Origin of the sequence: Paraburkholderia sp. J67, from assembly GCF_905220265.1 — a bacterium.
Lineage (GTDB): Bacteria > Pseudomonadota > Gammaproteobacteria > Burkholderiales > Burkholderiaceae > Paraburkholderia.
The window spans coordinates 49,291-74,035 of the sequence record NZ_CAJMZK010000013.1 but is presented as its reverse complement, the minus strand read 5'-3'; the positions used below and the strand labels follow the sequence as shown (position 1 = coordinate 74,035).

Genomic DNA, 24,745 nt, shown 5'->3' with positions numbered 1-24,745 from the left:
AACCTGTAACTCATGAGCCGACTCATCATCGTGTCGAACCGGGTCGCGCCGATCTCCGAAGGCGGCCCGGCCGCCGGCGGTCTCGCGGTCGGCGTGTACGACGCGCTCAAGGAAACCGGCGGCATGTGGTTCGGCTGGAGCGGCGATGTGCTCTCCTCGGGCCAGCCGCAGATCCAGCTCGAGGAGCGTGGTCCGGTCACTTTCGCGACCATCGGTCTGCTGCGCCGCGATTACGACCAGTACTATCGCGGCTTCTCGAACGCCACGCTCTGGCCCGCGTTCCACTATCGCGCCGATCTTCTCCAGTACGACCGCCACGAATACGAAGGCTATTGCCGCGTGAATGCGTGGCTTGCGCAGCAACTCGTGCCGCTCCTGCGCGACGACGACGTCATCTGGGTCCACGATTACCACCTGATTCCGTTCGCCAAGGCGCTGCGCGCGGCGGGCGTGAAGAACCGCATTGGCTTCTTCCTGCACATTCCGTTTCCCGCTTCGCAGGTGCTGCTGGCGGTGCCGCCGCATCGCGAACTGGTCGAAGCGCTGTGCTCGTTCGATCTGCTCGGTTTCCAGACGAAGCCCGATCTGCGTGCGTTCTGCGATTACATCGTGAACGAGGCGGGCGGCACGGTCGAAAAACGCGCCGACGGCCTCACGCGCATCGACGCTTTCGGCAAGACGCTTTGCGCGAACGACTATCCGATCGGCGTCTATCCCGACGAAGTCGCGGAACTGGCCAAGGCCGGCGAGCGCGGCAAGCCGGTGCGCACGCTCAAGTCCACGCTGCATGGTCGCAAGGTCATCATCAGCGTGGACCGGCTCGACTATTCGAAGGGCCTCGTCGAGCGTTTTCGCGCCTTCGAGCGGCTACTCGAACACGCGCCCGCACAGCGCAACAAGGTCTCGTTCGTGCAGATCGCACCGCCCACGCGCGCCGATCTGCATGCCTATCAGGACATCCGCCTGCGTCTGGAAGCCGAATCGGGCCGTATCAACGGCCGCTTCGCCGAACTCGACTGGACGCCGATCTGGTACATCCACCGTCAGTACGAGCGGGCTGTGCTGGCGGCGCTGTTTCGTGCCTCGCACGTCGGCTATGTCACGCCGCTGCGCGATGGCATGAACCTGGTGGCGAAGGAGTATGTGTCGGCGCAGGACCCGGAGAATCCGGGCGTGCTGGTGCTGTCGCGTTTCGCGGGCGCGGCGCAGGAGCTGTCGGGTGCGCTGATCGTCAATCCGCTCGATATCGACGGCATGGCCGACGCACTGGCCACCGCGCTCGCGATGCCGCTCGCTGAACGGCTGGCGCGCTACCAGGACATGATGGTGCAACTGCGCGAGAACAATGTGTCGGTGTGGCGCGACCGCTTCATGCGCGATCTCACCGGGCTCACGGCTTCTGTTTGAAGATGGGCGCCTGACCTGACGCTGGAAATAAAAAAGCCGCTTCGAACGAAGCGGCTTTTTTGCTGGAGCGGGCTCTGAAGCGCGAACGCGTCAGGCGACGTGTTTTTCGTCGGCCTTCTTGTTGCCCAGATGCAGCGTGGAATGCTTGCCGTACTGCTTGGCGAGCAGATCGCGGTACAGGCCCGGGCGGTTGCGCAGTTCTTCAGGACTGCCATCGTCGATGACCTTGCCGGTGCTCATCACGATGATGCGGTCGAAGTTGTTCAACGTCGAAAGCCGGTGCGCGATCGCGATCACGGTGCGGCCTACCATCAGCCGGTCGAGCGCCTGCTGGATCGCTTCTTCCGACGCGCTGTCGAGCGCCGAGGTGGCTTCGTCGAGCAGCAGGATCGGCGCATTCTTGAGGATCGCCCGAGCGATCGCGATGCGCTGGCGCTGGCCGCCCGAGAGCTTCACGCCGCGGTCGCCCACGATCGTGTCGTAGCCTTCGGGCATCGCCTCGATGAAGTCGGCGCAGCGCGCTTCGCGGGCGGCCGCCATGACTTCTTCGCGGCTTGCTTCGGGGCGGCCGTAGGCGATGTTCTCGTAGATCGAGCGATGCAGCAGCGAAATGTCCTGCGGCACCAGCGCGATGGCGTGGCGCAGGCTCTCCTGGGTGACCTGGGCGATGTCCTGGCCGTCGATCTTGATCGCGCCGCCCTGGGTTTCGTAGAAGCGTTGCAGCAGCGCGAGCACCGTGGTCTTGCCCGCGCCCGATTTGCCGATCAGGCCCACGCGCTGCCCGGCCTCGATACGCAGATCGAAGTGATCGAGAATCGCCTTGCGGTGCGGATAGGCGAAGGTCACGCCCTCGAAGTCCACGCGGCCGCCTTGCGCGACGAGTTCCGTGGCGTCGTTGCGATCGGGCATGCCATGCGGCTCCAGCAGCGTCTGGACGGCTTCGGCCAGACGAGCGACGTGCTGCGTCACATCCACGAGCGCTACCGCGAGGTCGCGCGTGCCGTGCAGGATCGTGAAGCCGAGCGAGCTCACCAGCACGATGTCGCCCGACGTGGCCTTGCCCTGGTTCCAGAGCCACAGCGCCCAGCCGAGCAACCCGGCCGAGAGCATCGCCGTGATCACGGCATGCAGCAGGCGCAGCTTTTCCAGATAGAGCAGGCTGTCGCGGCGCGCATCGAGCTCGGCCTTGACGGTCGAGCCGAAGCGCTTTTGCTCGCGAAACGTCATGCCGAAGGCGCGCACGAGCGCCATGTTGCCGATCACGTCGACCAGTTCGCCGTCCACGGCGGCCGCCTTGGAGGCGAAGTTGTGGTGGCGTGCCGAGCCGCGCCCGGCCAGCTTGAACAGGATCACCGAGAGGACCGCCGAGCAGGTCAGCAGGCCTGCCGCCATCAGCGGATTGACCGAGATGATCATGACGATGGCGCCCGCCACGGCGATGCACGGTGGCAGCACGTTCCAGGCGGTGGTGTTCTCGGCGGTATAGACAGCGTTCGAGGTCGCGGTGATCCGGCTCGCGAGCGTGCCGGGCTGCTTCTCTGCGTAGTAGGTGGGTGAATGTCCGCTCAGATACTGGAAGAGGTCGCGCCGCAAGTCGCCCGTCACGGCGACGAAGGTGTGTGCGGCAAACCAGCCGCCGACGCGCCACAGCAGGTTATCGGCGGCGATCAGGCCGACGAGGATGGCGAAGGCGGTCCACAGCGGGCCCGGATGGTGCCGGCCCGCACCGAGCACGTCGATCAGATGCTTGATCGCGTATTGCGAGGCGAGTGCGCAGCCGACGGCCGCAAAGACACTCGCCAGCACGACGGCATGGGCGAACGGGTGGCGTTTGATGTACAGGAAAAGGAACGCGAGCGGCCGCCGCGCATAGCTCGCGAGCTTTGCGTTGTGGGCGTTACGCTGGGCGATGGTCAGATGTTCCAATTGTTCGGTGGTCGGTCTGACGGAGCTTGGTCCGTGCAAGGTAAAAAAGAAGAGGAAAGGCGCCAGCGGCAAACCTTGAAGGAATCCCCGCATTGTAAACACGCGTGGCGCATGGCGCATCGCCTGTGCCCGGCGGGAGGCGAATCTTATCGCGTGCCGGCGATGCAGCGTGTTCCTTCAGGACAGGGTGTCGCGCCGTAGGTTCAACAGGTTTTCAGGGCGCTTTTAGAGATACAATTACGGATTGCATTCAGGATTGCCGTGTGCTTGCGCATCTGACACTTTTCCGTCAGGGCAGTCCGCGATGGGCGTGGTCACAATAACGGCGCGCCGCCCGGAAAACGTACCCCCAATTTAGAACTGTCTTTGAAAACAGTGGGTTGCGGAGTGTTTCCGGTTTGTAACAACGTAAAGACTTTGAAATGTTCTAGCCGGTAAGGGGCGCAAGCCCGGATAATGCCGTCTCGAATAGCGTAGGGAATTTGACAGCTTGCATGTCAACGACCGCGAACCCTGCGCGTTTACCGCCTGAGCCGCCGCGAGTGTCAATTTAACACTTCCTAACTGCGTCGGTCTGTGTGCCGGGCTTCCGGCGCGGTTTAGCGGTACGGACGCCTGGTGGGGCGCGCGGCAAGGACGCCGCAGCACGCAAGGTCGATTGTCAAATTTGTAGTATTTGCCCGATTTATTACGAGGAAGGAGTTCACCACTATGCGAATCGCTCAAATCGCTCCGTTGCACGAGGCGGTTCCTCCCAAGCTGTACGGCGGCACGGAACGGGTGGTCTCCTACCTGACCGAAGCGCTGGTCGAACAGGGTCACGACGTTACGCTGTTCGCAAGCGGCGATTCGATCACCTCGGCGAAGCTCGAAGCATTCTGGCCGCAGGCACTGCGCCTCGACCCGACGATTCGCGACGTGATGGCTCCGCACATGCTGCTGCTCGAAGAAGTGCGACGCCGCGCGGACGAATTCGACGTGCTGCATTTCCACATCGATTACTACCCGTTCTCGCTGTTCCAGCGTCAGGAAGTGCCGTTCGTCACCACGATGCACGGCCGTCTCGACCTGCCGGAACTGCAACCGATCTTCAACGCGTTCAGCGACGTGCCGGTCGTCTCGATCTCGGACAACCAGCGCCTGCCGCTTCAGCAAGCCAACTGGCAGCAGACCGTTTATCACGGCCTGCCGGAAGATGTGCTGCGTCCGATCGAGAACGTCGAGCCGGGCTACCTGGCCTTCCTCGGCCGTGTTTCGCCGGAGAAGGGTCTGGACAAGGCGATCCGCATCGCCGGTCAGGCAGGCATGAAGCTCAAGGTCGCCGCCAAGATCGACAAGGCCGACCGTGCTTACTACGAAGAAGTCATCAAGCCGCTGATGGCGCAGTCGCACGTCGAGTACATCGGCGAAATCGGCGAGCACGAAAAGCGTGAGTTCCTCGGCAACGCGCACGCCCTGGTGTTCCCGATCGACTGGCCGGAGCCCTTCGGTCTCGTGATGATCGAAGCCATGGCTTGCGGCACGCCGGTCATCGCGTTCAAGCGCGGTTCGGTGCCGGAAGTCATCGACAACGGCGTGTCGGGTTTTGTCGTCGAAGACGAAATCAGCGCCGTCGCAGCGATCAAGCGCCTCTCGACGCTGTCGCGCGAGAAAGTGCGCGGTGCGTTCGAGTCGCGCTTCTCGTCGAAGGTGATGGCGCGCAACTACGTCGCCGTGTACGAAGAAATGCTGCGCCAGAAGCGCCGCACCGTGCTGCGCGAAGTCAACGCTGGCTAAGCCGGCAAGCTGTCCTGGGCGCGCGGTGCGCGTCCAGCGTCAGTTCAACGCCCCCGTGCCGTGCACGGGGGCGTTGTCGTATCTGCGCTACCTCAAGAACGACAGCGGCAAGCGGCGCATCGCGTGCGCCGGCGAGCGTGAGGGGTGCAGGCAATGTCCCTATAATGGCCGTTCCGCGCAACCTGCGGCGAGTTCATGAAATCAGCGCAAGACCACAGCGACAGCTTTGCATGGGACCCGAGTCAGCGGCGCAAGCCCCCACTCGGGCCGACACAGGAGAGAACCTTGGCGAGAACCCGTCCGACGCGCGCCGTCACCGTTCCTGGTGCCGGGACGCTATTCGCGCTGCGCGCGATCGGCCTCGTCATACTCGCCCGCTGGCTTCACTCGATGGGGGAGATGGACCATTTCCTCGCTTCGCTCGAGGCGATGGCTTCGTCGCCTGCCGCCTGCCTCAACATCGTCTTTCTGTTCCTCTTGATCGTGCTGCCCGGCGCGAAGGCGCGCGTCGAGCGCCCGTTCCATCCGCTGCCGCAATGGCTGCGGCAGGCGCTGCGTTTCTTTGGTTTGCTGGGCTGCCTGTTCGCGCTCTGGTCGATCGGCGCGTTCGTGTGGTTCGCCGGTTGGCGCAGCGCCGCGCACGCGGTCGCCGATACCAACGGCTGGCTCGTCGTGGCGCCCGCGCTCTATGGCGCCGTCGTGTGGATCTGCCGGCCGCGCGCGCTCTGGCGCACCAATATCGCGGCACGTCGCTTCGCGATCGGCCGCTATGCCGTGTCGATCGATGCGGCGACGCGCACGACCATCGTCTGGCTCGAAAGCCGCAAACTCGGGCAGTACGATGCGCGCGAATTGTCGATCCGCTGGCCCAAGGGCGAGCAGAGCGAGGTGGTGCCCGGTGGCGCGGTGCCAAGGCTGGTCAGTGACGTCGATGCAGTCGGCGTGGCGCCGGCTGAGCCCGTGCACGAGAGCGCCGCGCCGGTTGTTGCCGCCGCCGACGCAACGGTCGCGGCGGGTTTGCCGGGCCTGCCCGCATCGTCCGTCACGAGCCTCGTTCCCGTCGTTCCCGCGCGTGCGCAAACGCACACGCAGACGCACGAACGCCGTCCGAGAATCGAGTTGCTGTGGGACTCGCCTGCGGCGGCGGGCCATAACCGTCAGACCGTATTCCGCGTGCGTCTCGCGAGCGTGGGCGACCACGAGGCCGCGCGCGCACTCGATACCGCGCTGAGGCAGGCGTAATCCGTTACACCCCTTCTCCGTCACGGAGAAGGGCAGTCAGGCTGCACCGCTTCACGAGCCGTTCCTGCGCGCAGTTCGCTGCGCGCAGGCTTGCCGATCCGTCGTCATGCCGAAGGAGTCGCGATGCTCATCCGCTGGTTGCTTGCCGCTATCCACCTGCTCGCCTTCGGCTTTGCGCTCGCCTCGATCCTGCGGCGCACGCGCGGCCTGCGCCGCTGCACGTCCACCGAAGACTTGCCGATGATCTTCCGTGCCGATCATGGCTGGGGCGCCTCGGCCATCGTGCTGATCGTGACGGGCGCGATGCGCGCGTTCGGCGGCTTCGAGAAGGGCGCCGACTACTACCTGCACGAACCGCTCTTTCACGTGAAGATGGGCGTGCTCGTGTTGATCCTGCTGCTGGAGATTGCGCCGATGATGGCGCTGCTACGCTGGCGCGCGGCAGTGGGGCGAGGCGACGTGCCCGATCTGACCGGCGCGCCGAAGTATGCGCGTATCGGCCTGTGGCAGACGGTGCTGGTGGTGGTGATGGTGTTTGCCGCGACCGGGATGGCGCGGGGTATCGGCCTGGACACCGGAGGCGAGTGACGGGTTCGCACGGACGCATCACATTCGGTATCTGCGAATCGCAATGAAAAAAGCCCCGTTGCTTGCGCAACGGGGCTTTTTATCTTCGGTGCTTGTCTTTACCAACACCAGAATCCTGGTGGGTAGTACTGGGATCGAACCAGTGACCCCTGCCGTGTGAAGGCAGTGCTCTACCGCTGAGCTAACCACCCGAAGAGATTCAAATTATGCCGGGCGTTTTCGATCTTGTAAAGCCCTTTTTTAAGTATTTTGCACAGTCGCCGAAATTTCTTCGGCGGGCACCGGTTGGGTACGCCAGACCGAGGTGCCCTTGAGCGATTTGTCGAGGCCGTCGAGCAGCGCTTCGTGCGCGCTCAGTTCATCCGCGCTGGCGGCGATCACGGGCAGGGCGAGCGTGTCGAACTTTACGCGCGACACGGCGATTTCGCCCGCGGTCTCGGTGGTGCTCGACATGTCGATCACGAGGCTCTCCTGTCCGCGCGTCATCGCGAGATAGACCTCGGCGAGCAGTTCCGAGTCGAGCAGTGCGCCGTGCAGCGTGCGGTGCGCGTTGCTGATGCCGAAGCGGTCGCACAGCGCGTCGAGCGAATTGCGCTTGCCCGGGAACATCTGCTTGGCTTGCACCAGCGTGTCGATCACCTCGCCGCAATGCTCGAGGAAGCGAGGCTTGCCGAGCAGCCCGAGTTCGGCATCGAGAAAGCCGATGTCGAAGGGCGCGTTGTGGATGATGATGTCCGCGTCGCGAATGAAGTCGAGGATCTCGTCGGCGACTTCGGCGAACTTCGGCTTGTCCGCAAGAAACTCGGTCGTCAGGCCGTGCACGGCCAGGGCGCCCGGGTCGCTGTCGCGTTCCGGGTTCACGTAGAAATGCAGATTGTTGCCGGTCAAGCGGCGGTTCAGCAGTTCGACGCAGCCGATTTCGATGATGCGGTCGCCCGTGCGGGGATTCAGGCCGGTGGTTTCGGTGTCGAGGATGATCTGGCGCATGGCGATTCGGGCGTATTTAAAACGGGATTGCTAGAGAGGCGAGGGCGGCGTGCCCAGCTCAGAGTTCGGTCAGGGTCTCGACGCCGCGATTCGCAAGCGCGTCGGCGCGTTCGTTCTCCGGGTGGCCGGCGTGGCCCTTGACCCAACGCCATTCCATCTGATGCTGGCCGACGAGCGCGTCGAGCCGCTTCCACAGGTCGGCGTTCTTGACGGGCGTTTTCGCGGCCGTCACCCAGTTCTTCTTCTTCCAGCCGTGAATCCACTCGCTGATGCCTTTCTGCACGTACTGCGAGTCGGTGTGCACGACCACCTTGCACGGGCGCTTGAGCGCTTCGAGTGCGGCGATCACGCCCATCAGTTCCATGCGGTTGTTGGTCGTGTTGGCCTCGCCGCCGAACAGTTCCTTTTCCTGCGTGCCAAAGCGCAGCAGCGCGCCCCAGCCGCCGGGGCCGGGGTTGCCCTTGCAGGCGCCGTCCGAAAAAATCTCGACGAAATCGGGTGTGCTCATGAGTCCTTGTTGCGTGTAGGGGATGGCGTGGTGGCGGCGGCCTTCAGGCTCGGCGCCAGCACGGGTTTTTTGACCTTCAGCGGTCCGACGAGGCGCATGCCGCGCACGCGCTTGATCGCCGTCACCATATAGACGGCGCCGAAGATCGCCCACCAGCGGTCGCCGGCGGCCTCCATGAATTCATAACGGCTGAGCCACTTGTCGGTGGAAAGTGGCGGCCGGTAGCAGCCGAAACGGCCGCGTTCGAGCTCGAAACCGAGCAGTTTGATCCAGTCCTTCAGGCGCGTGAACGCGATCAGGTCCTGACGCGCGGGCAGGAACGGATGTCCCGTGATCTTGCCCGCCGATTGCCGTGCGCCCCAGAGCGACAGCGAGTTGAAGCCCACGATCACCAGTTGGCCCTCGGGCATCAGCACGCGTTCGGCCTCGCGCAGCAGGCGGTGCGGATCGCTCGTGAATTCGAGCGTGTGCGGCATCACGATCAGGTCGACGCTCTGCGCCTCGAACGGCAGATCGAGATAGTCGCACCAGACCGTGCTGCGGCCGGCGGGCGTGTGCAGCGCCGGCGCGCGCGGCGGCTCGGCGCCAGGCACCGTGTACGGTGCACTCGCGGCGCTGGCGGCGTCGAGCACGAGGCCGCGGCAGGACATGCGGTTCTCGCGCAGTGCGTCGAGCTGCGGCAGGCCGAGTTGCAGCGCATGGTAGCCGAATACGTTCGACACCATCCGGTCGAGCTGTTCCTGCTCCCAGTCGAGCACATACCTTCCGGCCGGCGAAGCGGTCCAGGCGGGCCAGTCTATAATCGTTCGGTCAGACATGTCGAAGAATACGTCGCCCCATGAAGAGTCCGCTTGAGCACGCGCCAGCGCAGGCCAACCTGGCCGCTACACCCGCCGCTGCACTCGAATACGTACCGGTTCCGGCTTTTGAAGATAACTACATCTGGGTCGTGTCGGACGGCCGCAATGCCGTTGCCGTCGATCCGGGCGACGCCGCGCCGGTTCGCGCGTATCTGGCGAAGCGAGGCTGGCGGCTCGCCGCTATTTTACTCACCCATCATCACAACGACCACGTCGGCGGGGTCGCCGATCTCCTTTCGGATGAGCGCGTGCCCGTGTACGGCCCAGCCGGCGAGGCGCTCGGCCCGCTCGACGCCTTCGTCACACGCGTAAAGGGCGGCGACGCCGTGCATCTGGGCGCGCCTGCGCTCGATTTCAAGGTGATGGACGTGCCGGGCCACACGCGCGGGCATATCGCTTATTTTCAGGACGCGGATACCCTCGGCACGCCGCACCTGTTTTGCGGCGACACGCTGTTCGCGTGCGGCTGCGGACGTCTCTTCGAGGGCACGCCGGCGCAGATGCTGACGTCGCTCGACTCGTTCGCCGCGTTGCCGGGTGCCACCCATGTGCATTGCGCGCACGAGTACACGCTCTCGAATATCCGCTTTGCGCTCGCCTGCGATCCCGACAACGCCGCGCTGCGCGACTGGAGTCGCGAGGCGGCGGCGCTGCGCGAGCGCGGTGTGCCGACCTTGCCCACCACGATCGCGCACGAGCGTGCGGTGAATCCGTTTTTGCGCGCCGACGACCCGGCCGTACAGGCGACGCTTGCCGACGCGCTGCACGAATCGGTGCCCGACCGGCTGGCGGCATTCACGCTGATGCGGGAGTGGAAAAACCGCTTCCGCTGACCCGCATGGTTGCGGGGGTATGCTCAACCCAAACGTATGGAACGTTATCCAAGCTGCGGATTTTGATGGTTTTTTTCCAATTAATCCGATTGACGGAAACGTGTGCGTTCCGTACTATCGGCTGCAAATTCCAGCCATTTGCAAGTAGACGTTCATGCGATTTATCCTAAGCGCGCTGCTGGTCCTGACCCTCGCCGCCTGCGCGAGCGGAGGACCATCCGCGAATTCAGCCAGCTCACTTTCCCCGGCCGATCCCCAGGCGCGTGCCGACGCCATCCGCAAAACCTCCGCAGCGAAAGAAACGATCAACGTCGATAAAGGCTCGGTCGATCAGCTCACGAGTCCGGATGCCGACCTTTGGGGCCGTATCCGCCGCGGCTTTCAGATGCCCGATCTGCAAAGCGATCTCGTCGACATGAACGCCCAGTGGTATGCGGAGCGTCCCGACTACGTCGCGCGCATGACCGAGCGCTCGCAGAAATATCTGTACCACATCGTCGAAGAGCTCGAGGCGCGTCATATGCCAACCGAGCTCGCGCTGCTGCCGTTCATCGAATCGGCCTACAACCCGCAGGCGCTGTCGGTCGCGAAGGCGGCGGGCATGTGGCAATTCGTCCCGGGCACGGGCAAGACTTACAACCTCAAGCAGAACATGTGGCAGGACGAGCGCCGCGACGTGCTGGCCTCGACCAGCGCCGCACTCGATTACCTCTCGCGCCTGCATGACATGTTCGGCGACTGGTATCTCGCGCTTGCCGCTTACAACTGGGGTGAGGGCAACGTGCAGCGCGCCATCGCGCGCAACCAGGCGGCGGGTCTGCCGACGGACTACCAGAGCCTGCGCATGCCCAACGAGACGCGCAACTACGTGCCCAAGCTCCAGGCGGTCAAGAACATCGTGATGAACCCGCAGCAGTACGGTCTCACGCTGCCGAGCATCCCGAATCACCCGTATTTCGTCACCGTCACCACTTCGCACGACATCGACGTAGACGTCGCCGCGAAGCTGGCGAACATGACGCCCGACGAGTTCCGCACGCTCAATCCGTCCTTCAAGAAGCCGGTCATTCTGGGTGCAACCGATCCGCAGATCCTGCTGCCGTTCGACAACGCGAGCGCATTCGAGCGCAACTTGAAGTCGTATTCCGGCCAGCTGTCGTCGTGGACCGTGTACACCACGGACGCGCGCACGACGCCTTCGGCCATCGCGCAGAAGATCGGCGTGGACGCCGACACGCTCATGTCGGTCAACAAGATTCCGGCGGGCATGCGTCTGAAGCCGGGCTCGACGCTGGTGGTGCCGCGCACCGAAGACGGCGACGACGAAGACATCAGCGCCGATGTGGCGGAAAGCGCCGTGCTCGCGATGGAACCGGACGTGCCCGATACGCGCAAGATGTTGATTCGCGTGCGCCGCAAGCAGTCCATGGATATGGTGGCGAGCCGTTACGGCGTCTCGGTTGGCCAGCTCAAGGCGTGGAACAAGACGCGCCGCGACGCGGTCGCGCCTGGCCAGGTGCTGGTGCTGCACGTGCCGGTCGGCAAGGCGATGCCGAGCGAGCCGGGGCCGGAACGCATCGCGGCCAGCGTCTCTGGCGGCGGTGTGGAGCGTATTGGCACTCGCGTCGCGGAATCGGGCTCAAAGTCGCGCTATGATAAGAGACACGGTCGCGCACGCACGGAAGTCGTCAAGGTATCCGAGCCGGTCAAGGAGAAGTCTTCCAGCGCAGCGCCCAGCAAGGCGTCGAAGGGTGCGGCAAGCCGCCCGAAGGCCGAAACCCACACGCAGAAGCACAAGTCCAAATAGCGGCTGGCAAAGGGTGCTCAGCCGTACATTGCGGGGGCAATGTACGGTGGTTTCGCTCCGATCACTTCAGCTATTTTTACGCCGTCACCCCGCCAGGTGACGGCGTTTTCATTTGCGCGGCCCGAAAGAAGGGGAGGCGTGAACTGTCCCCAACTTGCGGCGCGGCGCCGGGGGCCTATAGTGAAAGGCGCGGTGCCGGGCCCTGGGTGCTGGTCGTCGATGGTCGATGCCGGCCGCGGTGCTGGCTTTGGCAAGTCCGACTGGGATCGCGGACCCGTCAGCCGCGGCTGCTGTCTCGAAATTTGAAAGAAAGGGCATTTTCGCGCTATAATTTCAAGGTTTGAGCTTATCAACCCGCACCCTAGCGCCTACCTCCCCCCATCCGTTCATCCGCCGCCCGCGCTTTCTCCATCAAAGGCTGGCTGCCGCCCGATCGAGCGTCACAAACGCTTTATTCTGGCAGGCGCCCGACGCAGTCCACTGCGAGCCCTGTGACACGGAATAGCCGCGCAAGGTGCGAGCCGCGCGCGCATCGCCCCACGATGCCGACGCCGCAGCCGCACCCAGGTCGCAAGATCGCAACGTCGGACAACAGGTCGGCACAGGGTGCTCCCCCAAGGAGTCTCCCGTGTTGCCGTCTTTTTCTCCCGCTCTGCTCGCGCTCGCCGACGGCACGGTCTTTCGTGGTTACTCGATCGGCGCGCCGGGTCATACGATCGGTGAAGTCGTGTTCAACACGGCCATCACCGGTTATCAGGAAATCCTGACTGACCCGAGCTACGCTCGCCAGATCGTTACCCTCACGTATCCGCATATCGGCAACGTCGGCGTCAACGCCGAAGACGTCGAAGCCACGAAAGTCCATGCCGCCGGTCTGATCATCCGCGACCTGCCCGTGCTCGCCTCGAACTTCCGTATGGATCGCACGCTCGGCCAGTATCTGAAGGACGAAGGCGTAGTCGCCATCGCAGGTATCGACACGCGCAAGCTCACGCGTATCCTGCGCGACAAGGGTGCGCAGGCTGGCGCAATCCTCGCCGGTTCCGACGACGAAGCGAAGGCCATCGAACTCGCGCGCTCGTTCCCGGGTCTCGCGGGCATGGACCTCGCCAAGGTTGTCTCGACCGACAAGTCGTATCCGTGGAACACCACGGAATGGCGTCTGGGCGAAGGCTACCGCACGCAATCGGCGCCGAAGTACAAGGTCGTCGCATTCGACTTCGGCGTGAAGCAGAACATTCTGCGCATGCTGGCCGAACGCGGCTGCGACGTCACGGTGCTGCCGGCGCAATCGACGGCTGAAGACGCGCTCGCGCTGAACCCGGACGGCGTGTTCCTCTCGAACGGTCCCGGCGATCCGGAACCGTGCGACTACGCGATCAAGGCGGCGCAGGCATTCATCGAGCGCGGCATCCCCACGTTCGGCATCTGCCTCGGTCATCAGATCATGGGCCTCGCCGTTGGCGCGAAGACCCTGAAGATGAAGACGGGCCACCACGGCGCGAACCATCCGGTCAAGGATCTGGGCGATGGCCGCGTGGTCATCACGTCGCAGAACCACGGCTTCGCGGTGGACGCCGACACGCTGCCTGCGAACGCGCGCGTCACGCACGTGTCGCTGTTCGACGGCACGCTGCAAGGTTTCGAGCTGACCGACAAGCCCGCATTCTGCTTCCAGGGTCACCCGGAAGCCTCGCCGGGGCCGCAGGACATCGGCTATCTGTTCGACCGCTTCACGGCGTTGATGGACAAGTCGAAAGCGGCAGCGTAAGCGCTGCATCGAGCGCCAGGCGAAAGAGCAGAGCAGGGTGCGCAGCGAGCCGGTTTGAAAAACATCGGCCCACGCGCGCACCCGTGCGGCAAGCGAAGACATCCGCTTGCCGCAAGACGTAAAAGACACAGGAATATTTAGCGAGAGCGTTATGCCCAAGCGGACAGACATCAAGAGCATTCTTATCATCGGCGCGGGTCCGATCATCATCGGCCAGGCGTGCGAGTTCGACTATTCGGGCGCGCAGGCATGCAAGGCGCTGCGTGAAGAAGGCTACAAGGTCATCCTCGTCAACAGCAATCCGGCGACGATCATGACCGACCCGAACACGGCCGACGTCACCTACATCGAGCCGATCACGTGGGAAGTGGTGGAGCGCATCATCGAGAAGGAGCGCCCCGACGCGATCCTGCCGACGATGGGCGGCCAGACCGCGCTGAACTGCGCGCTCGACCTGCATCACCACGGCGTGCTGACGAAGTACAACGTCGAGTTGATCGGCGCATCGCCGGAAGCGATCGACAAGGCCGAAGACCGCCAGAAGTTCAAGGACGCGATGACCAAGATCGGTCTCGGTTCGGCGAAGTCGGGTGTCGCGCACTCGATGGAAGAGGCGCTCAAGGTGCAAGGCGAAATCGCCGAAGCCACCGGCACGGGCGGCTACCCGGTCGTGATCCGTCCGTCGTTCACGCTCGGTGGTTCGGGCGGCGGTATCGCGTACAACCGCGAAGAGTTCGAAGAGATCTGCAAGCGCGGTCTCGACCTCTCGCCCACGCGCGAACTGCTGATCGAAGAATCGCTGCTCGGCTGGAAGGAATACGAGATGGAAGTGGTCCGCGACAAGGCGGATAACTGCATCATCGTTTGCTCGATCGAAAACCTCGACCCGATGGGTATCCACACGGGCGACTCGATCACGGTGGCGCCGGCACAGACGCTGACCGACAAGGAATACCAGATCCTGCGCGACGCCTCGCTGGCCGTGCTGCGCGAGATCGGCGTGGATACGGGCGGCTCGAACGTCCAGTTCTCGATCGACCCGAAGACGGGCCGCATGATCGTGATCGAAATGAACCCGCGCGTGTCGCGTTCGTCGGCACTGGCTTCGAAGGCTACCGGTTTCCCGATCGCCAAGGTCGCGGCGAAGCTGGCTGTCGGCTACACGCTCGACGAGCTGAAGAACGAAATCACGGGCGGCGCAACGCCGGCCTCGTTCGAGCCGACGATCGACTACGTCGTCACGAAGATTCCGCGTTTCGCATTCGAGAAGTTCCGCGAAGCCGACCCGCGCCTGACGACGCAGATGAAGTCGGTGGGCGAAGTGATGGCGATTGGCCGTACCTTCCAGGAGTCGTTCCAGAAGGCGCTGCGCGGTCTCGAAGTCGGCGTCGACGGTCTGGATGAAAAGACCACGAGCCGCGACGAAATCATCCGCGAAATCGGCGAAGCCGGCCCGGATCGCATCTGGTTCGTGGGCGACGCATTCCGCGTGGGCATGACGCGCGAAGAGATCTTCGAAGAAACCGCGATCGACCCGTGGTTCCTCGCGCAGATCGAAGAGATCATCAAGAAGGAAGCGGCGGTTCGTGGCCGCACGCTCGAGAGCCTTTCGAAGGACGAGCTGCGCTACCTCAAGCAGAGCGGTTTCTCCGATCGCCGTCTGGCGAAGCTGCTCGGCGCGAACGCGGCCGACGTGCGCAAGCGTCGTATCGAGCTGAACGTGCGCCCGGTCTACAAGCGCGTGGACACCTGCGCGGCCGAGTTCGCGACGAAGACCGCCTACATGTACTCGACCTATGAGGACGAGTGCGAGGCCAACCCGACCAACAACAAGAAGATCATGGTGCTGGGCGGCGGCCCGAACCGGATCGGTCAGGGTATCGAGTTCGACTACTGCTGCGTGCACGCCGCGCTCGCCATGCGCGAAGACGGCTACGAAACCATCATGGTCAACTGCAACCCGGAAACGGTTTCGACCGACTACGACACGTCCGACCGCCTGTACTTCGAGTCGCTCACGCTCGAAGACGTGCTCGAAATCGTCGACCTGGAAAAGCCGGTTGGCGTGATCGTGCAGTACGGTGGCCAGACGCCGCTGAAGCTCGCGCTCGACCTCGAGGCGAACGGCGTGCCCATCGTCGGTACCTCGCCGGACATGATCGACGCGGCCGAAGACCGCGAGCGCTTCCAGAAGCTGCTGCAGGACCTGGGCCTGCGCCAGCCGCCGAACCGCACCGCGCGCGCCGAAGACGAAGCGCTCAAGCTCGCCGACGAAATCGGCTACCCGCTCGTCGTGCGTCCGTCGTACGTGCTGGGCGGCCGCGCCATGGAAATCGTCCACGAGCCGCGCGACCTCGAGCGCTACATGCGCGAGGCCGTGAAGGTGTCGAACGATTCGCCGGTGCTGCTCGACCGCTTCCTGAACGACGCAATCGAATGCGACGTGGACTGCATTTCCGACGGCGATGACGTGTTCATCGGCGGCGTGATGGAGCACATCGAACAGGCAGGCGTGCACTCGGGCGACTCGGCTTGCTCGCTGCCGCCGTACTCGCTGTCGAAGGAAACGGTCGACGAACTCAAGCGTCAAACGGCCGCGATGGCCAAGGCGCTGAACGTGGTCGGCCTGATGAACGTGCAGTTCGCGATCCAGCAAGTGCCGCAGGACGATGGTTCGAAGAAGGACATCATCTACGTGCTGGAAGTGAACCCGCGCGCTTCGCGTACGGTGCCGTACGTCTCGAAGGCGACCAGCCTGCCGCTCGCGAAGATCGCGGCGCGTGCGATGGTCGGCCAGAAGCTCGTGCAGCAGGGCGTGACGAAGGAAGTCGTGCCGCCGTACTTCAGCGTGAAGGAAGCGGTGTTCCCGTTCATCAAGTTCCCGGCGGTCGACCCGGTGCTCGGACCCGAAATGCGTTCGACCGGCGAAGTGATGGGCGTGGGCAAGACCTTCGGCGAAGCGCTGTTCAAGTCGCAGCTCGCAGCGGGTTCGCGTCTGCCGGAGTCGGGCACCGTATTCATCACCGTGATGGATTCGGACAAGCCCAAGGCGGTCGAAGTCGCAGCCATGCTGCATGAGCTCGGCTACGCGATCGTCGCGACGCGCGGTACGGCCGCGGCCATCGAAGCGGCCGGCGTGCCGGTCAAGGTCGTCAACAAGGTGAAGGACGGCCGTCCGCACATCGTCGACATGATCAAGAACGGCGAGATTTCGCTCGTCTTCACGACCGTCGACGAAACCCGCGCGGCGATTGCCGATTCGCGTTCGATCCGCATGAGCGCACAGGCGAACAAGGTCACGTACTACACCACGATGTCCGGCGCACGCGCTGCCGTCGAGGGTCTGCGCTACCTGAAGAACCTGGAAGTCTATGATTTACAAGGCCTCCACGCTCGCCTAAACTAAGGCTTCGATTGTCTGTCCAATACGAACGAGGCAGGCAAACATAGCTGAATGTGCCGCGGTTAAGCGGCGTCCCAACAGGGTTTTCAGGCTGCGCCAGCATGCGCCGCCACCCTTGCGGGATGCACTTAACCGCGGTGATTTTTTTTATGGCCGCAATGTATATTGCATGCGGCATCAATACGGCCCCAAGCGGCCGAACGAGTTGTTTATGAGCACGATTCCCTTGACCAAGCGCGGTGCAGACCAGCTTCGCAGCGAACTGCAACGCCTGAAATCCGTCGAGCGTCCGGCGGTCATCAATTCGATCGCCGAAGCGCGCGCCCAGGGCGACCTGTCCGAAAACGCCGAATACGATGCGGCGAAGGAAAAGCAGGGCTTCATCGAAGGCCGCATCGCTGAAATCGAATCGAAGCTGTCGGCTGCGCAGGTCATCGACCCGTCCACGCTCGAAGCGGACGGCCGCGTCGTGTTCGGTTCGACCGTCGATCTCGAAGACCTCGAATCGGGCAAGACCGTGACGTACCAGATCGTCGGCGATGACGAAGCCGATCTCGAACACGGCCTGATCTCGGTGAGCTCGCCCATCGCGCGCGCGCTGATCGGCAAGTCGGAAGGCGACGTCGCCGCCGTGCAAGCCCCGAGCGGCGTGCGCGAATACGAAGTCATCGAGGTTCGCTACGTCTGACGAGGCGCGATCATGGGTCACGATGTGAAAAATGACGTGAGCGCCGAGATTCGCGCGGCTGCGCCGGGCACATCGCTCGTGGCGCATCGTTTGTTCGCGCTGATCGCCATGCTGTGGGTGGGCAGCCAGTTGACTATCGGCTATGCCGTGGCGCCGGTGCTGTTCACGTCGCTCGACCGCATGTCGGCGGGTGCGCTCGCGGCGCAGTTGTTCCGCATCGAAGGCATGATCGGCCTGGTGGGTGGCGTCGTGCTGCTCGTGCTCGCGAACGCGTTCGTGCGGCGCGGGGAGGTGGGGTATCGCCGCCTGCGCTGGCTGTTGGTGGGTATGCTGCTGTGCGTGGTGGTCGGCTATTACGCGTTGCAGCCGTTCATGAACGCGATGCGCATGAATGCGATGCAGGCGGGCGTGGATATCGCGCACTCGGCCTATGCGAGCCGCTTTGGCATGCTGCACGGCATCTCGAGCCTGTTCTATCTGGTCGAGAGCCTGCTGGGTGCGTGGCTGGTCTGGCTGCTGCCGTCGACGCGGCGCTAAGCCTGGCAGCCTGGCGTCAGGCGCGAGGCAAAAAAAAGCGCGGCACACGGGCCGCGCTTTGTTATTTCAAGGCTGCGATTTATTTCGAGCCTTGATGCACGCGCTTCGAGCTGGTCTGGCGCTTCTTGGCGCGCTTGATGTTGCCGCCTTGCGTGACGCGTTCGTTGCCCTTGACGGTGACCTTCGTCGCCTTCGGCTTGCGCATCGGGTTGTCGCTCGGCTTGACGACCTTCACGACGCGCGGGGCGCGCTTGCCGGCTTCGCGTGCGCTCGGCACGTCGCCAGCGGGGCGCGTCACGGTGCCACGGGCGCCGGCGCGGGCCGTGGTGGTCTTCGGCTTGGCTTCTTCGGGCTTGTAGATCACGAGCAGCTTGCCGATATGCTGAACCGGCGCCGCGTTCAGGCGGTCGCAGATTTCTTCGTAGATCGCGAGGCGCTCTTCGCGCTCGTCACCGAACACGCGCACCTTGATGAGTTGGTGCGCGCCAAGGTGGACCTTGATTTCCTTGATGACGGCGTCGGTCAATCCCTCGGAGCCGATGAGCACGACCGGTTTGAGGGCGTGAGCCTGGGAACGCAGTTCGGAGCGCAGTTCGGCAGTAAGAGTGAGGGCGGGCATGGGATGTGGCAGACTCGACTAAAATGACGGCGCTCGCCGGGCAACCTGACCGACCTCATGACGAGGGACAGGCGCGCAGGAAGGCGAAAGGCGCGTCGGAAACAACGGAAAACCGTGGAGAACGGCGTGGCGCGGGCTGGTGCCGGCAGGCGTGGCGGTAAGAACACGCCGACAAAACCGGACGGGCCGCGACGGCCGCACGAATTAAACGCGTATTATCCGCTAAAAGCGCGATATCACGCAGCAAGAGTTCATCTTTAATGGCAAAAAACCGCTTCAACACGTCGTGGCTGCACGACCATATCAACGATCCGTACGTGAAGCTGGCGCAGCGGGAGGGCTATCGCGCCCGCGCCGCGTACAAGCTCAAGGAAATCGACGAGCAGGACAAGCTGATCCGCCCCGGCATGGTCATCGTCGACCTGGGCGCGGCGCCCGGCAGCTGGAGCCAGTACGCGCGCAACAAGCTCGCGCAAAGCTCGAAGCGCGACGAACAGCGCCAGGGCGGCATCGACGGCACAATCATTGCGCTCGACATCCTGCCGATGGAGCCCATTTCCGACGTGCACTTCCTGCAAGGCGACTTCCGCGAAGACAGTGTGCTCGCGCAACTGGAAGAAGCGGTGGGTGGACGTCCGGTCGATCTTGTAATTTCGGATATGGCGCCCAATCTGTCGGGAGTGGCGCTGGCGGATGCCGCGCGTATCGAACACGTCTGCGATCTCGCGCTCGAGTTTTCGCAGAATCATCTGAAACCCGATGGCGCCCTTTTAGTAAAATGCTTTCACGGCAGTGGTTACAGCCAGATCGTCGAGAAATTCAAGCATCAGTTCAAGGTCGTGGCCGCGCGCAAGCCGAAGGCTTCGCGCGATAAATCGTCCGAAACGTTTATATTGGGTAAACATCTGAAGCGACCCCGTTAACCTCGGGCATTACGCAAGGATCGGTTCCAGCGCGTCAGGCGCCTTGGCAGGACTCGATAGATTGACCCGAATAAGCTTCGGGAGGTCGTCCAGACAAGGCGCGCCGGCTATTTATGCCTTAGCGAAACGTTATGGCGAGGCCCTGCGTACTGGATTAGAATGCTTTGGTGGTGTCGCAAGGCAAATGTAGGCGCCCGTCTATGAGTGAAGGAGTGGTGCTTTGAACAACAACATGTTTTCGAAAGCAGCAGTGTGGCTGGTGATCGCACTGGTGCTGTTTACGGTGTTCAAGCAGTTCGACAAGCCCCGTGTCCAGGAAGGCGTTTCCTATTCGCAGTTCATGGACGACGCGAAGAATGGCAAGGTCAAGAACGTCGTGGTGCAGGGGCGGAACCTCACGGTCACTCCGGCCGACGGCCAGAAGTACCAGATCGTCTCCCCGGGCGACATCTGGATGGTTGGCGACCTGATGAAATACAACGTGCAGGTGAGCGGCAAGGCTGACGAAGAGCCCAATGCCCTCGTCTCGGCGTTGTACTACCTCGGGCCAACGATCCTGATCATCGTGTTCTGGTTCTACATGATGAGGCAGATGCAGGGGGGCGGCAAAGGCGGGGCGTTTTCGTTCGGTAAATCGCGCGCCCGTCTGATCGACGAGAACAACAATGCGGTCAACTTCTCCGACGTCGCGGGCTGCGACGAAGCCAAGGAAGAAGTGTCCGAGCTCGTCGACTTCCTGCGCGATCCGCAAAAATTCCAGAAGCTGGGTGGGCGTATCCCGCGCGGCGTGCTGCTGGTCGGCCCTCCGGGTACCGGTAAGACGCTGCTGGCGCGCGCTATCGCCGGCGAAGCGAAGGTGCCGTTCTTCAGCATCTCGGGTTCGGACTTCGTCGAAATGTTCGTCGGCGTGGGCGCGGCCCGTGTGCGCGACATGTTCGAGCAGGCCAAGAAGCACGCGCCCTGCATCGTGTTCATCGACGAAATCGACGCGGTCGGTCGTCATCGCGGCGCCGGCATGGGCGGCGGCAACGACGAACGCGAACAGACGCTGAACCAGATGCTGGTCGAGATGGACGGCTTCGAGGCGAACTCGGGCGTGATCGTGATCGCGGCAACCAACCGTTCGGACGTGCTGGACAAGGCGCTGCTGCGTCCGGGCCGTTTCGACCGCCAGGTGTATGTCGGCCTGCCGGATATCCGCGGTCGCGAACAGATCATGAAGGTCCACCTGCGCAAGGTGCCGATCGCCAACGACGTCGACGCAGCGGTTATCGCACGCGGCACGCCGGGCTTCTCGGGTGCTGACCTCGCGAACCTCGTGAACGAAGCGGCTCTGTTCGCGGCACGTCGCGGCAAGCGCATCGTCGAGATGCAGGATTTCGAGGACGCCAAGGACAAGATCTTCATGGGTCCGGAGCGCAAGTCGGCCGTGATTCGCGAAGAAGCGAAGCGCGCCACGGCGTACCACGAGTCGGGCCATGCGGTCGTCGCCAAGCTGTTGCCGAAGGCCGATCCGGTGCACAAGGTCACGATCATTCCGCGCGGCCGCGCGCTGGGCGTGACGTGGCAATTGCCGGAGCACGACAACGAGACGTATTCGAAGGACTATCTGCTGGATCGTCTGGCCATTCTGTTCGGTGGCCGCGTAGCGGAAGAGCTGTTCATGAACCTGATCAGCACGGGCGCTTCGGACGACTTCAACAAGGCGACGCAGACGGCGCGCGCAATGGTCACCCGCTTCGGCATGACCGACGCGCTCGGACCGATGGTCTACGCCGACGACGAGAACGAGGGTGGTCCGTTCGGCAAGGGCTTCACGCGTGCGATCTCGGAAGCGACGCAGCAGAAGGTCGACGCGGAAATCCGCCGCGTGCTGGACGAGCAATACGGTCTGGCCAAGCGTCTGCTCGACGAAAACCGCGACAAGGTCGAAGCCATGACCGCGGCCCTGATGGAGTGGGAAACGATCGACGCCGATCAGATCAACGACATCATGGCTGGCCGTCCGCCGCGCTCGCCGAAGAGCACGCCGTCAGCAGGTGATGCGTCGTCCTCGGGCGGCAGCACGGGCACCGAAGTCAAGCCGGGCAGCAGCGCGACCGCGCCGGCCTGAGCCACTACGGTTCGCCTGATCGAGTAAAGTTGCGGGCCGGTGTGATCTTCACACCGGCCCGTTTGCATTTCTGGCCGCGGCCGTGATCCAGACTCGTCGCCGCGTGTTGCCGTGGCGCTAGTCCTGTCACGCCCGCGGCTGCATTTCGTTACACATCTGACGTTTCTTGACGTGTCCAATCTCACATCGCAGGGTAATCTGCCCGAACCGCTGATCTGCGGTCGTTTCACGCTGACCTTCGAGCGTCCGCTCGTCATGGGCATTCTCAACGCGACGCCGGATTCGTTTTCCGACGGCGGCCGCTATGTGGCCTTCGACGATGCGCTGCGCCGCGCCGAGCAGATGCTGCTCGATGGCGTCGACATCATCGACATCGGCGGCGAGTCGACGCGCCCGGGCGCGCCGCCCGTGCCACTCGATGAAGAGCTCGAACGGGTGATTCCGCTGGTCGAGCGGCTCAAGGGCGCGAACGTGCCCTTGTCGATCGACACCTACAAGCCGGAAGTCATGCGTCATGCGCTGGCAGCCGGTGCGGACCTGATCAACGACATCTGGGGTTTTCGCATGCCGGGCGCAGTCGACGCGGTGCGCGAGAGCCAGTGCGGCCTGTGCGTGATGCACATGCTGGGCGAGCCGCAAACGATGCAGATCGGCGAGCCCGATTACGTCGATGTCGTGCGCGAGGTGCGCGAGTTTCTGGAGGCGCGTTGCGCCGAACTCGAAGGTGCTGGCGTTGCGCGTGCGCGCATCAGCGTCGATCCGGGTTTTGGCTTCGGCAAGTCGGTGGTCGAGCATAATTACGCACTGCTCGCGCGGATGCCCGAAACGGCGCCGCAGGTGCCGGCGGGTGTTGCGCCGTATCCGATACTCGCGGGCATGTCCCGCAAGTCGATGCTCGGTGCGCTCGTGAACCGGCCGGCGCCCGAGCGCATCTCGGCCAGCGTGGCGGCGGCGGTGTGCGCAGCCCAGAAGGGCGCGGCGATCATCCGCGTGCACGATGTCGCGCCGACCGTGGATGCCCTGAAAGTCTGGGGCGCCATGCGTGAGGCCGAGCGCCATCAGGCAACTTGAGCAGGTAGCAGGACGTTGAAAGAACACGGCGCGACTGGGCATAAACAAGCCTTCGGGCGCCATACAACAGAGTCAATGAGAGGTTGAGGTATGGGACGTCGTTATTTCGGAACCGATGGGATTCGCGGCAAGGTCGGCGTGGCGCCGATCACGCCGGATTTCGTGCTGCGTCTTGGCTACGCGGCGGGCAAGGTGCTCGCGGGGGCCGCGCCGGCCTCGGGACCGCGCCCGGCTGTGCTGATCGGCAAGGACACGCGTATTTCGGGTTATATGCTCGAGGCGTCGCTGGAAGCCGGGCTGTCCGCCGCTGGCATCGACGTGATGCTCGCGGGGCCGATGACGACGCCCGGCGTCGCCTATCTCACGCGCGCGCTGCGTCTGGCTGCGGGCGTGGTGATCAGCGCCTCGCATAATCCGTACTACGACAACGGCATCAAGTTCTTCTCCGCCGACGGCAACAAACTGCCCGACGAGGTCGAAACGCAGATCGAGGCACAACTCGATTTGCCGCTCGACTGCGCGGCGTCCGAGCAACTGGGCCGCGCCCGCCGTCTCGACGACGCGCGCGGTCGCTATATCGAATTCTGCAAGAGCACCTTCCCGCAGGCATTCAGCCTTCGCGGCCTGAAGCTGGTCGTCGACTGCGCGAATGGCGCGGCCTATGACATCGCGCCGCACGTGTTCCACGAACTGGGCGCGGAGGTGATTCCCATCGGCGTGTCGCCGAACGGCTTCAACATCAATGATGGCGTCGGCGCGACCGCGCCCGATGCGCTGGTGCGCGCGGTGCGTGCGAACCATGCCGACCTCGGCATCGCGCTCGACGGCGACGCCGACCGCCTGCAGATCGTCGATGCTCAGGGCCGCCTCTACAACGGCGACGAACTGCTCTACGTGCTGGTGAGGGACCGCATCGCGACCGACGGCAAGGTCGAAGGCGCAGTCGGCACGCTGATGACCAACCTCGCGGTGGAGCAGGCGCTCGACGGCCTCGGCGTGCAGTTCGTGCGCGCCAACGTGGGCGATCGCTACGTGCTGGAGCAACTGCGCGAGCATGGCTGGCAGATCGGCGCGGAAGGCTCGGGCCACATCCTCTCGCTCGACCGTCATACGACCGGAGACGGCATCGTCTCGGCGCTGCTGGTGCTGGCGGCGATGAAGCGCAGCGGCCAGACCCTCGCGCAAATCCTCGACGGTGTGACGCTGTTCCCGCAGAAGCTCATCAATGTGCGTATCGCGCAGGGCGCCGACTGGAAGGGCAACGCGGCGATCCAGAAGTCGATTGCCGATGCCGAAGCCGAGCTCAAGGGCCGTGGTCGCGTGCTGATCCGCGCCTCGGGTACGGAGCCGGTGCTGCGCGTGATGGTCGAGGCGCGTGAAGAGCGCGACACGCTCCATTACGCCGAATCGATCGCCGAAACGGTCAAGCGCGCCATCGCCTGATTCTCCGGCCGACAGCCGTTGTCAAAACGCGGCGCGGCACCCTGCCTGCGACAAGGTGCCGCGCCTGCTTTTTCCTCTCCAACGTCCCTCCGACGTAACGGTACGTTTCGCGTTCGAGCAAACGTTCCAATTCCGGTTTCAGAAGCCTTTCAGGCTGTGAAGCCGGCCTTTGCGCATCGGACCCCGACGTGCCCCTTCATGCCCGGCCCACGGGCGGCCTCGCGCGCCAGCGCTGGGAGGCAG

At 63.8% G+C, this 24,745-nt stretch carries 19 protein-coding genes and 1 tRNA gene; 14 read left to right on the top strand and 6 right to left on the bottom strand.

The window, feature by feature from the left end:
* Nucleotides 1-12 precede the first annotated feature (12 nt).
* A complete protein-coding gene (gene otsA / locus U5782_RS22875) occupies nucleotides 13-1,407 on the top strand; it encodes an alpha,alpha-trehalose-phosphate synthase (UDP-forming) (RefSeq protein WP_322046166.1) in 1,395 nt (464 codons plus the stop codon).
* 90 nt (nucleotides 1,408-1,497) lie between these two features.
* Here the strand turns inward: otsA and U5782_RS22870 are convergent, their stop codons facing one another.
* Entirely contained in the window at nucleotides 1,498-3,333 is a 1,836-nt protein-coding gene (locus tag U5782_RS22870) for an ABC transporter ATP-binding protein (RefSeq protein ID WP_322046165.1), read from the bottom strand.
* Nucleotides 3,334-4,044: 711 nt separating this feature from the next.
* On the opposite strand from U5782_RS22870, the gene U5782_RS22865 reads away from it, so the two are divergent.
* The 3 genes from U5782_RS22865 to U5782_RS22855 all read left to right on the top strand — a co-directional run bounded on the left by U5782_RS22865 (nucleotide 4,045) and on the right by U5782_RS22855 (nucleotide 6,939).
* Complete coding sequence (locus tag U5782_RS22865) at nucleotides 4,045-5,109, top strand: glycosyltransferase family 4 protein (protein ID WP_322046164.1); 1,065 nt, start codon at nucleotides 4,045-4,047, stop codon at nucleotides 5,107-5,109.
* Between the two features lie 285 nt (nucleotides 5,110-5,394).
* Complete coding sequence (locus U5782_RS22860; RefSeq protein WP_322046163.1) at nucleotides 5,395-6,351, top strand: hypothetical protein; 957 nt, start codon at nucleotides 5,395-5,397, stop codon at nucleotides 6,349-6,351.
* Nucleotides 6,352-6,474: 123 nt separating this feature from the next.
* Nucleotides 6,475-6,939: a DUF2214 family protein gene (locus U5782_RS22855; protein WP_322046162.1), complete on the top strand. Its 465-nt coding sequence runs from the start codon at nucleotides 6,475-6,477 to the stop codon at nucleotides 6,937-6,939.
* A gap of 116 nt (nucleotides 6,940-7,055) precedes the next feature.
* On the opposite strand, the gene U5782_RS22850 is transcribed toward U5782_RS22855, so the two are convergent.
* From U5782_RS22850 to U5782_RS22835, 4 genes are all read right to left on the bottom strand, one after another.
* Nucleotides 7,056-7,130, bottom strand: a tRNA-Val gene (locus U5782_RS22850).
* A 49-nt stretch (nucleotides 7,131-7,179) separates the two neighbouring features.
* Nucleotides 7,180-7,926 carry a DNA polymerase III subunit epsilon gene (gene dnaQ / locus U5782_RS22845; RefSeq protein WP_322046161.1) on the bottom strand — a complete coding sequence of 249 codons (747 nt, stop codon included), beginning with the start codon at nucleotides 7,924-7,926 and terminating at the stop codon, nucleotides 7,180-7,182.
* 58 nt (nucleotides 7,927-7,984) lie between these two features.
* The gene (gene rnhA / locus U5782_RS22840; protein WP_322046160.1) at nucleotides 7,985-8,434 is read right to left on the bottom strand and encodes a ribonuclease HI; all 450 of its coding nucleotides are present in this window, start codon (nucleotides 8,432-8,434) and stop codon (nucleotides 7,985-7,987) included.
* Nucleotides 8,431-9,252: a class I SAM-dependent methyltransferase gene (locus U5782_RS22835; RefSeq protein ID WP_322046159.1), complete on the bottom strand. Its 822-nt coding sequence runs from the start codon at nucleotides 9,250-9,252 to the stop codon at nucleotides 8,431-8,433. The genes rnhA and U5782_RS22835 overlap by 4 nt, the downstream gene beginning before the upstream one ends.
* A 20-nt stretch (nucleotides 9,253-9,272) precedes the next feature.
* Here U5782_RS22835 and gloB point away from each other — a divergent pair, with 20 nt between their 5' ends.
* The 6 genes from gloB (at nucleotide 9,273) to U5782_RS22805 (ending at nucleotide 18,333) form a co-directional block, all read left to right on the top strand.
* Nucleotides 9,273-10,127: a hydroxyacylglutathione hydrolase gene (gloB, locus tag U5782_RS22830; RefSeq protein WP_322046158.1), complete on the top strand. Its 855-nt coding sequence runs from the start codon at nucleotides 9,273-9,275 to the stop codon at nucleotides 10,125-10,127.
* A gap of 154 nt (nucleotides 10,128-10,281) precedes the next feature.
* Nucleotides 10,282-11,934 carry a transglycosylase SLT domain-containing protein gene (locus U5782_RS22825; protein WP_322046157.1) on the top strand — a complete coding sequence of 551 codons (1,653 nt, stop codon included), beginning with the start codon at nucleotides 10,282-10,284 and terminating at the stop codon, nucleotides 11,932-11,934.
* A 628-nt stretch (nucleotides 11,935-12,562) separates the two neighbouring features.
* Nucleotides 12,563-13,705, top strand: coding sequence for a glutamine-hydrolyzing carbamoyl-phosphate synthase small subunit (gene carA, locus U5782_RS22820; RefSeq protein WP_322046156.1), 1,143 nt, complete (start codon nucleotides 12,563-12,565; stop codon nucleotides 13,703-13,705).
* A gap of 151 nt (nucleotides 13,706-13,856) precedes the next feature.
* The gene (gene carB / locus U5782_RS22815) at nucleotides 13,857-17,111 is read left to right on the top strand and encodes a carbamoyl-phosphate synthase large subunit (RefSeq protein WP_322046155.1); all 3,255 of its coding nucleotides are present in this window, start codon (nucleotides 13,857-13,859) and stop codon (nucleotides 17,109-17,111) included.
* Between the two features lie 208 nt (nucleotides 17,112-17,319).
* Nucleotides 17,320-17,796, top strand: coding sequence for a transcription elongation factor GreA (gene greA / locus U5782_RS22810; RefSeq protein WP_322046154.1), 477 nt, complete (start codon nucleotides 17,320-17,322; stop codon nucleotides 17,794-17,796).
* 78 nt (nucleotides 17,797-17,874) lie between these two features.
* The gene (locus U5782_RS22805) at nucleotides 17,875-18,333 is read left to right on the top strand and encodes a DUF4149 domain-containing protein (RefSeq protein ID WP_322046266.1); all 459 of its coding nucleotides are present in this window, start codon (nucleotides 17,875-17,877) and stop codon (nucleotides 18,331-18,333) included.
* Between the two features lie 79 nt (nucleotides 18,334-18,412).
* On the opposite strand, the gene yhbY is transcribed toward U5782_RS22805, so the two are convergent.
* Nucleotides 18,413-18,952 carry a ribosome assembly RNA-binding protein YhbY gene (gene yhbY, locus U5782_RS22800; protein ID WP_322046153.1) on the bottom strand — a complete coding sequence of 180 codons (540 nt, stop codon included), beginning with the start codon at nucleotides 18,950-18,952 and terminating at the stop codon, nucleotides 18,413-18,415.
* 260 nt (nucleotides 18,953-19,212) lie between these two features.
* Between yhbY and U5782_RS22795 the strand changes: the two genes are divergently transcribed.
* From U5782_RS22795 to glmM, 4 genes are all read left to right on the top strand, one after another.
* Nucleotides 19,213-19,875, top strand: coding sequence for an RlmE family RNA methyltransferase (locus U5782_RS22795; RefSeq protein WP_322046152.1), 663 nt, complete (start codon nucleotides 19,213-19,215; stop codon nucleotides 19,873-19,875).
* Nucleotides 19,876-20,095: 220 nt separating this feature from the next.
* On the top strand, nucleotides 20,096-21,988 hold the full coding sequence (gene ftsH, locus U5782_RS22790; protein ID WP_322046151.1) for an ATP-dependent zinc metalloprotease FtsH: 1,893 nt from the start codon (nucleotides 20,096-20,098) through the stop codon (nucleotides 21,986-21,988).
* A gap of 255 nt (nucleotides 21,989-22,243) precedes the next feature.
* The gene (gene folP / locus U5782_RS22785) at nucleotides 22,244-23,059 is read left to right on the top strand and encodes a dihydropteroate synthase (RefSeq protein ID WP_322046265.1); all 816 of its coding nucleotides are present in this window, start codon (nucleotides 22,244-22,246) and stop codon (nucleotides 23,057-23,059) included.
* 90 nt (nucleotides 23,060-23,149) lie between these two features.
* A complete protein-coding gene (gene glmM, locus U5782_RS22780) occupies nucleotides 23,150-24,502 on the top strand; it encodes a phosphoglucosamine mutase (protein ID WP_322046150.1) in 1,353 nt (450 codons plus the stop codon).
* Nucleotides 24,503-24,745: the final 243 nt, after the last annotated feature.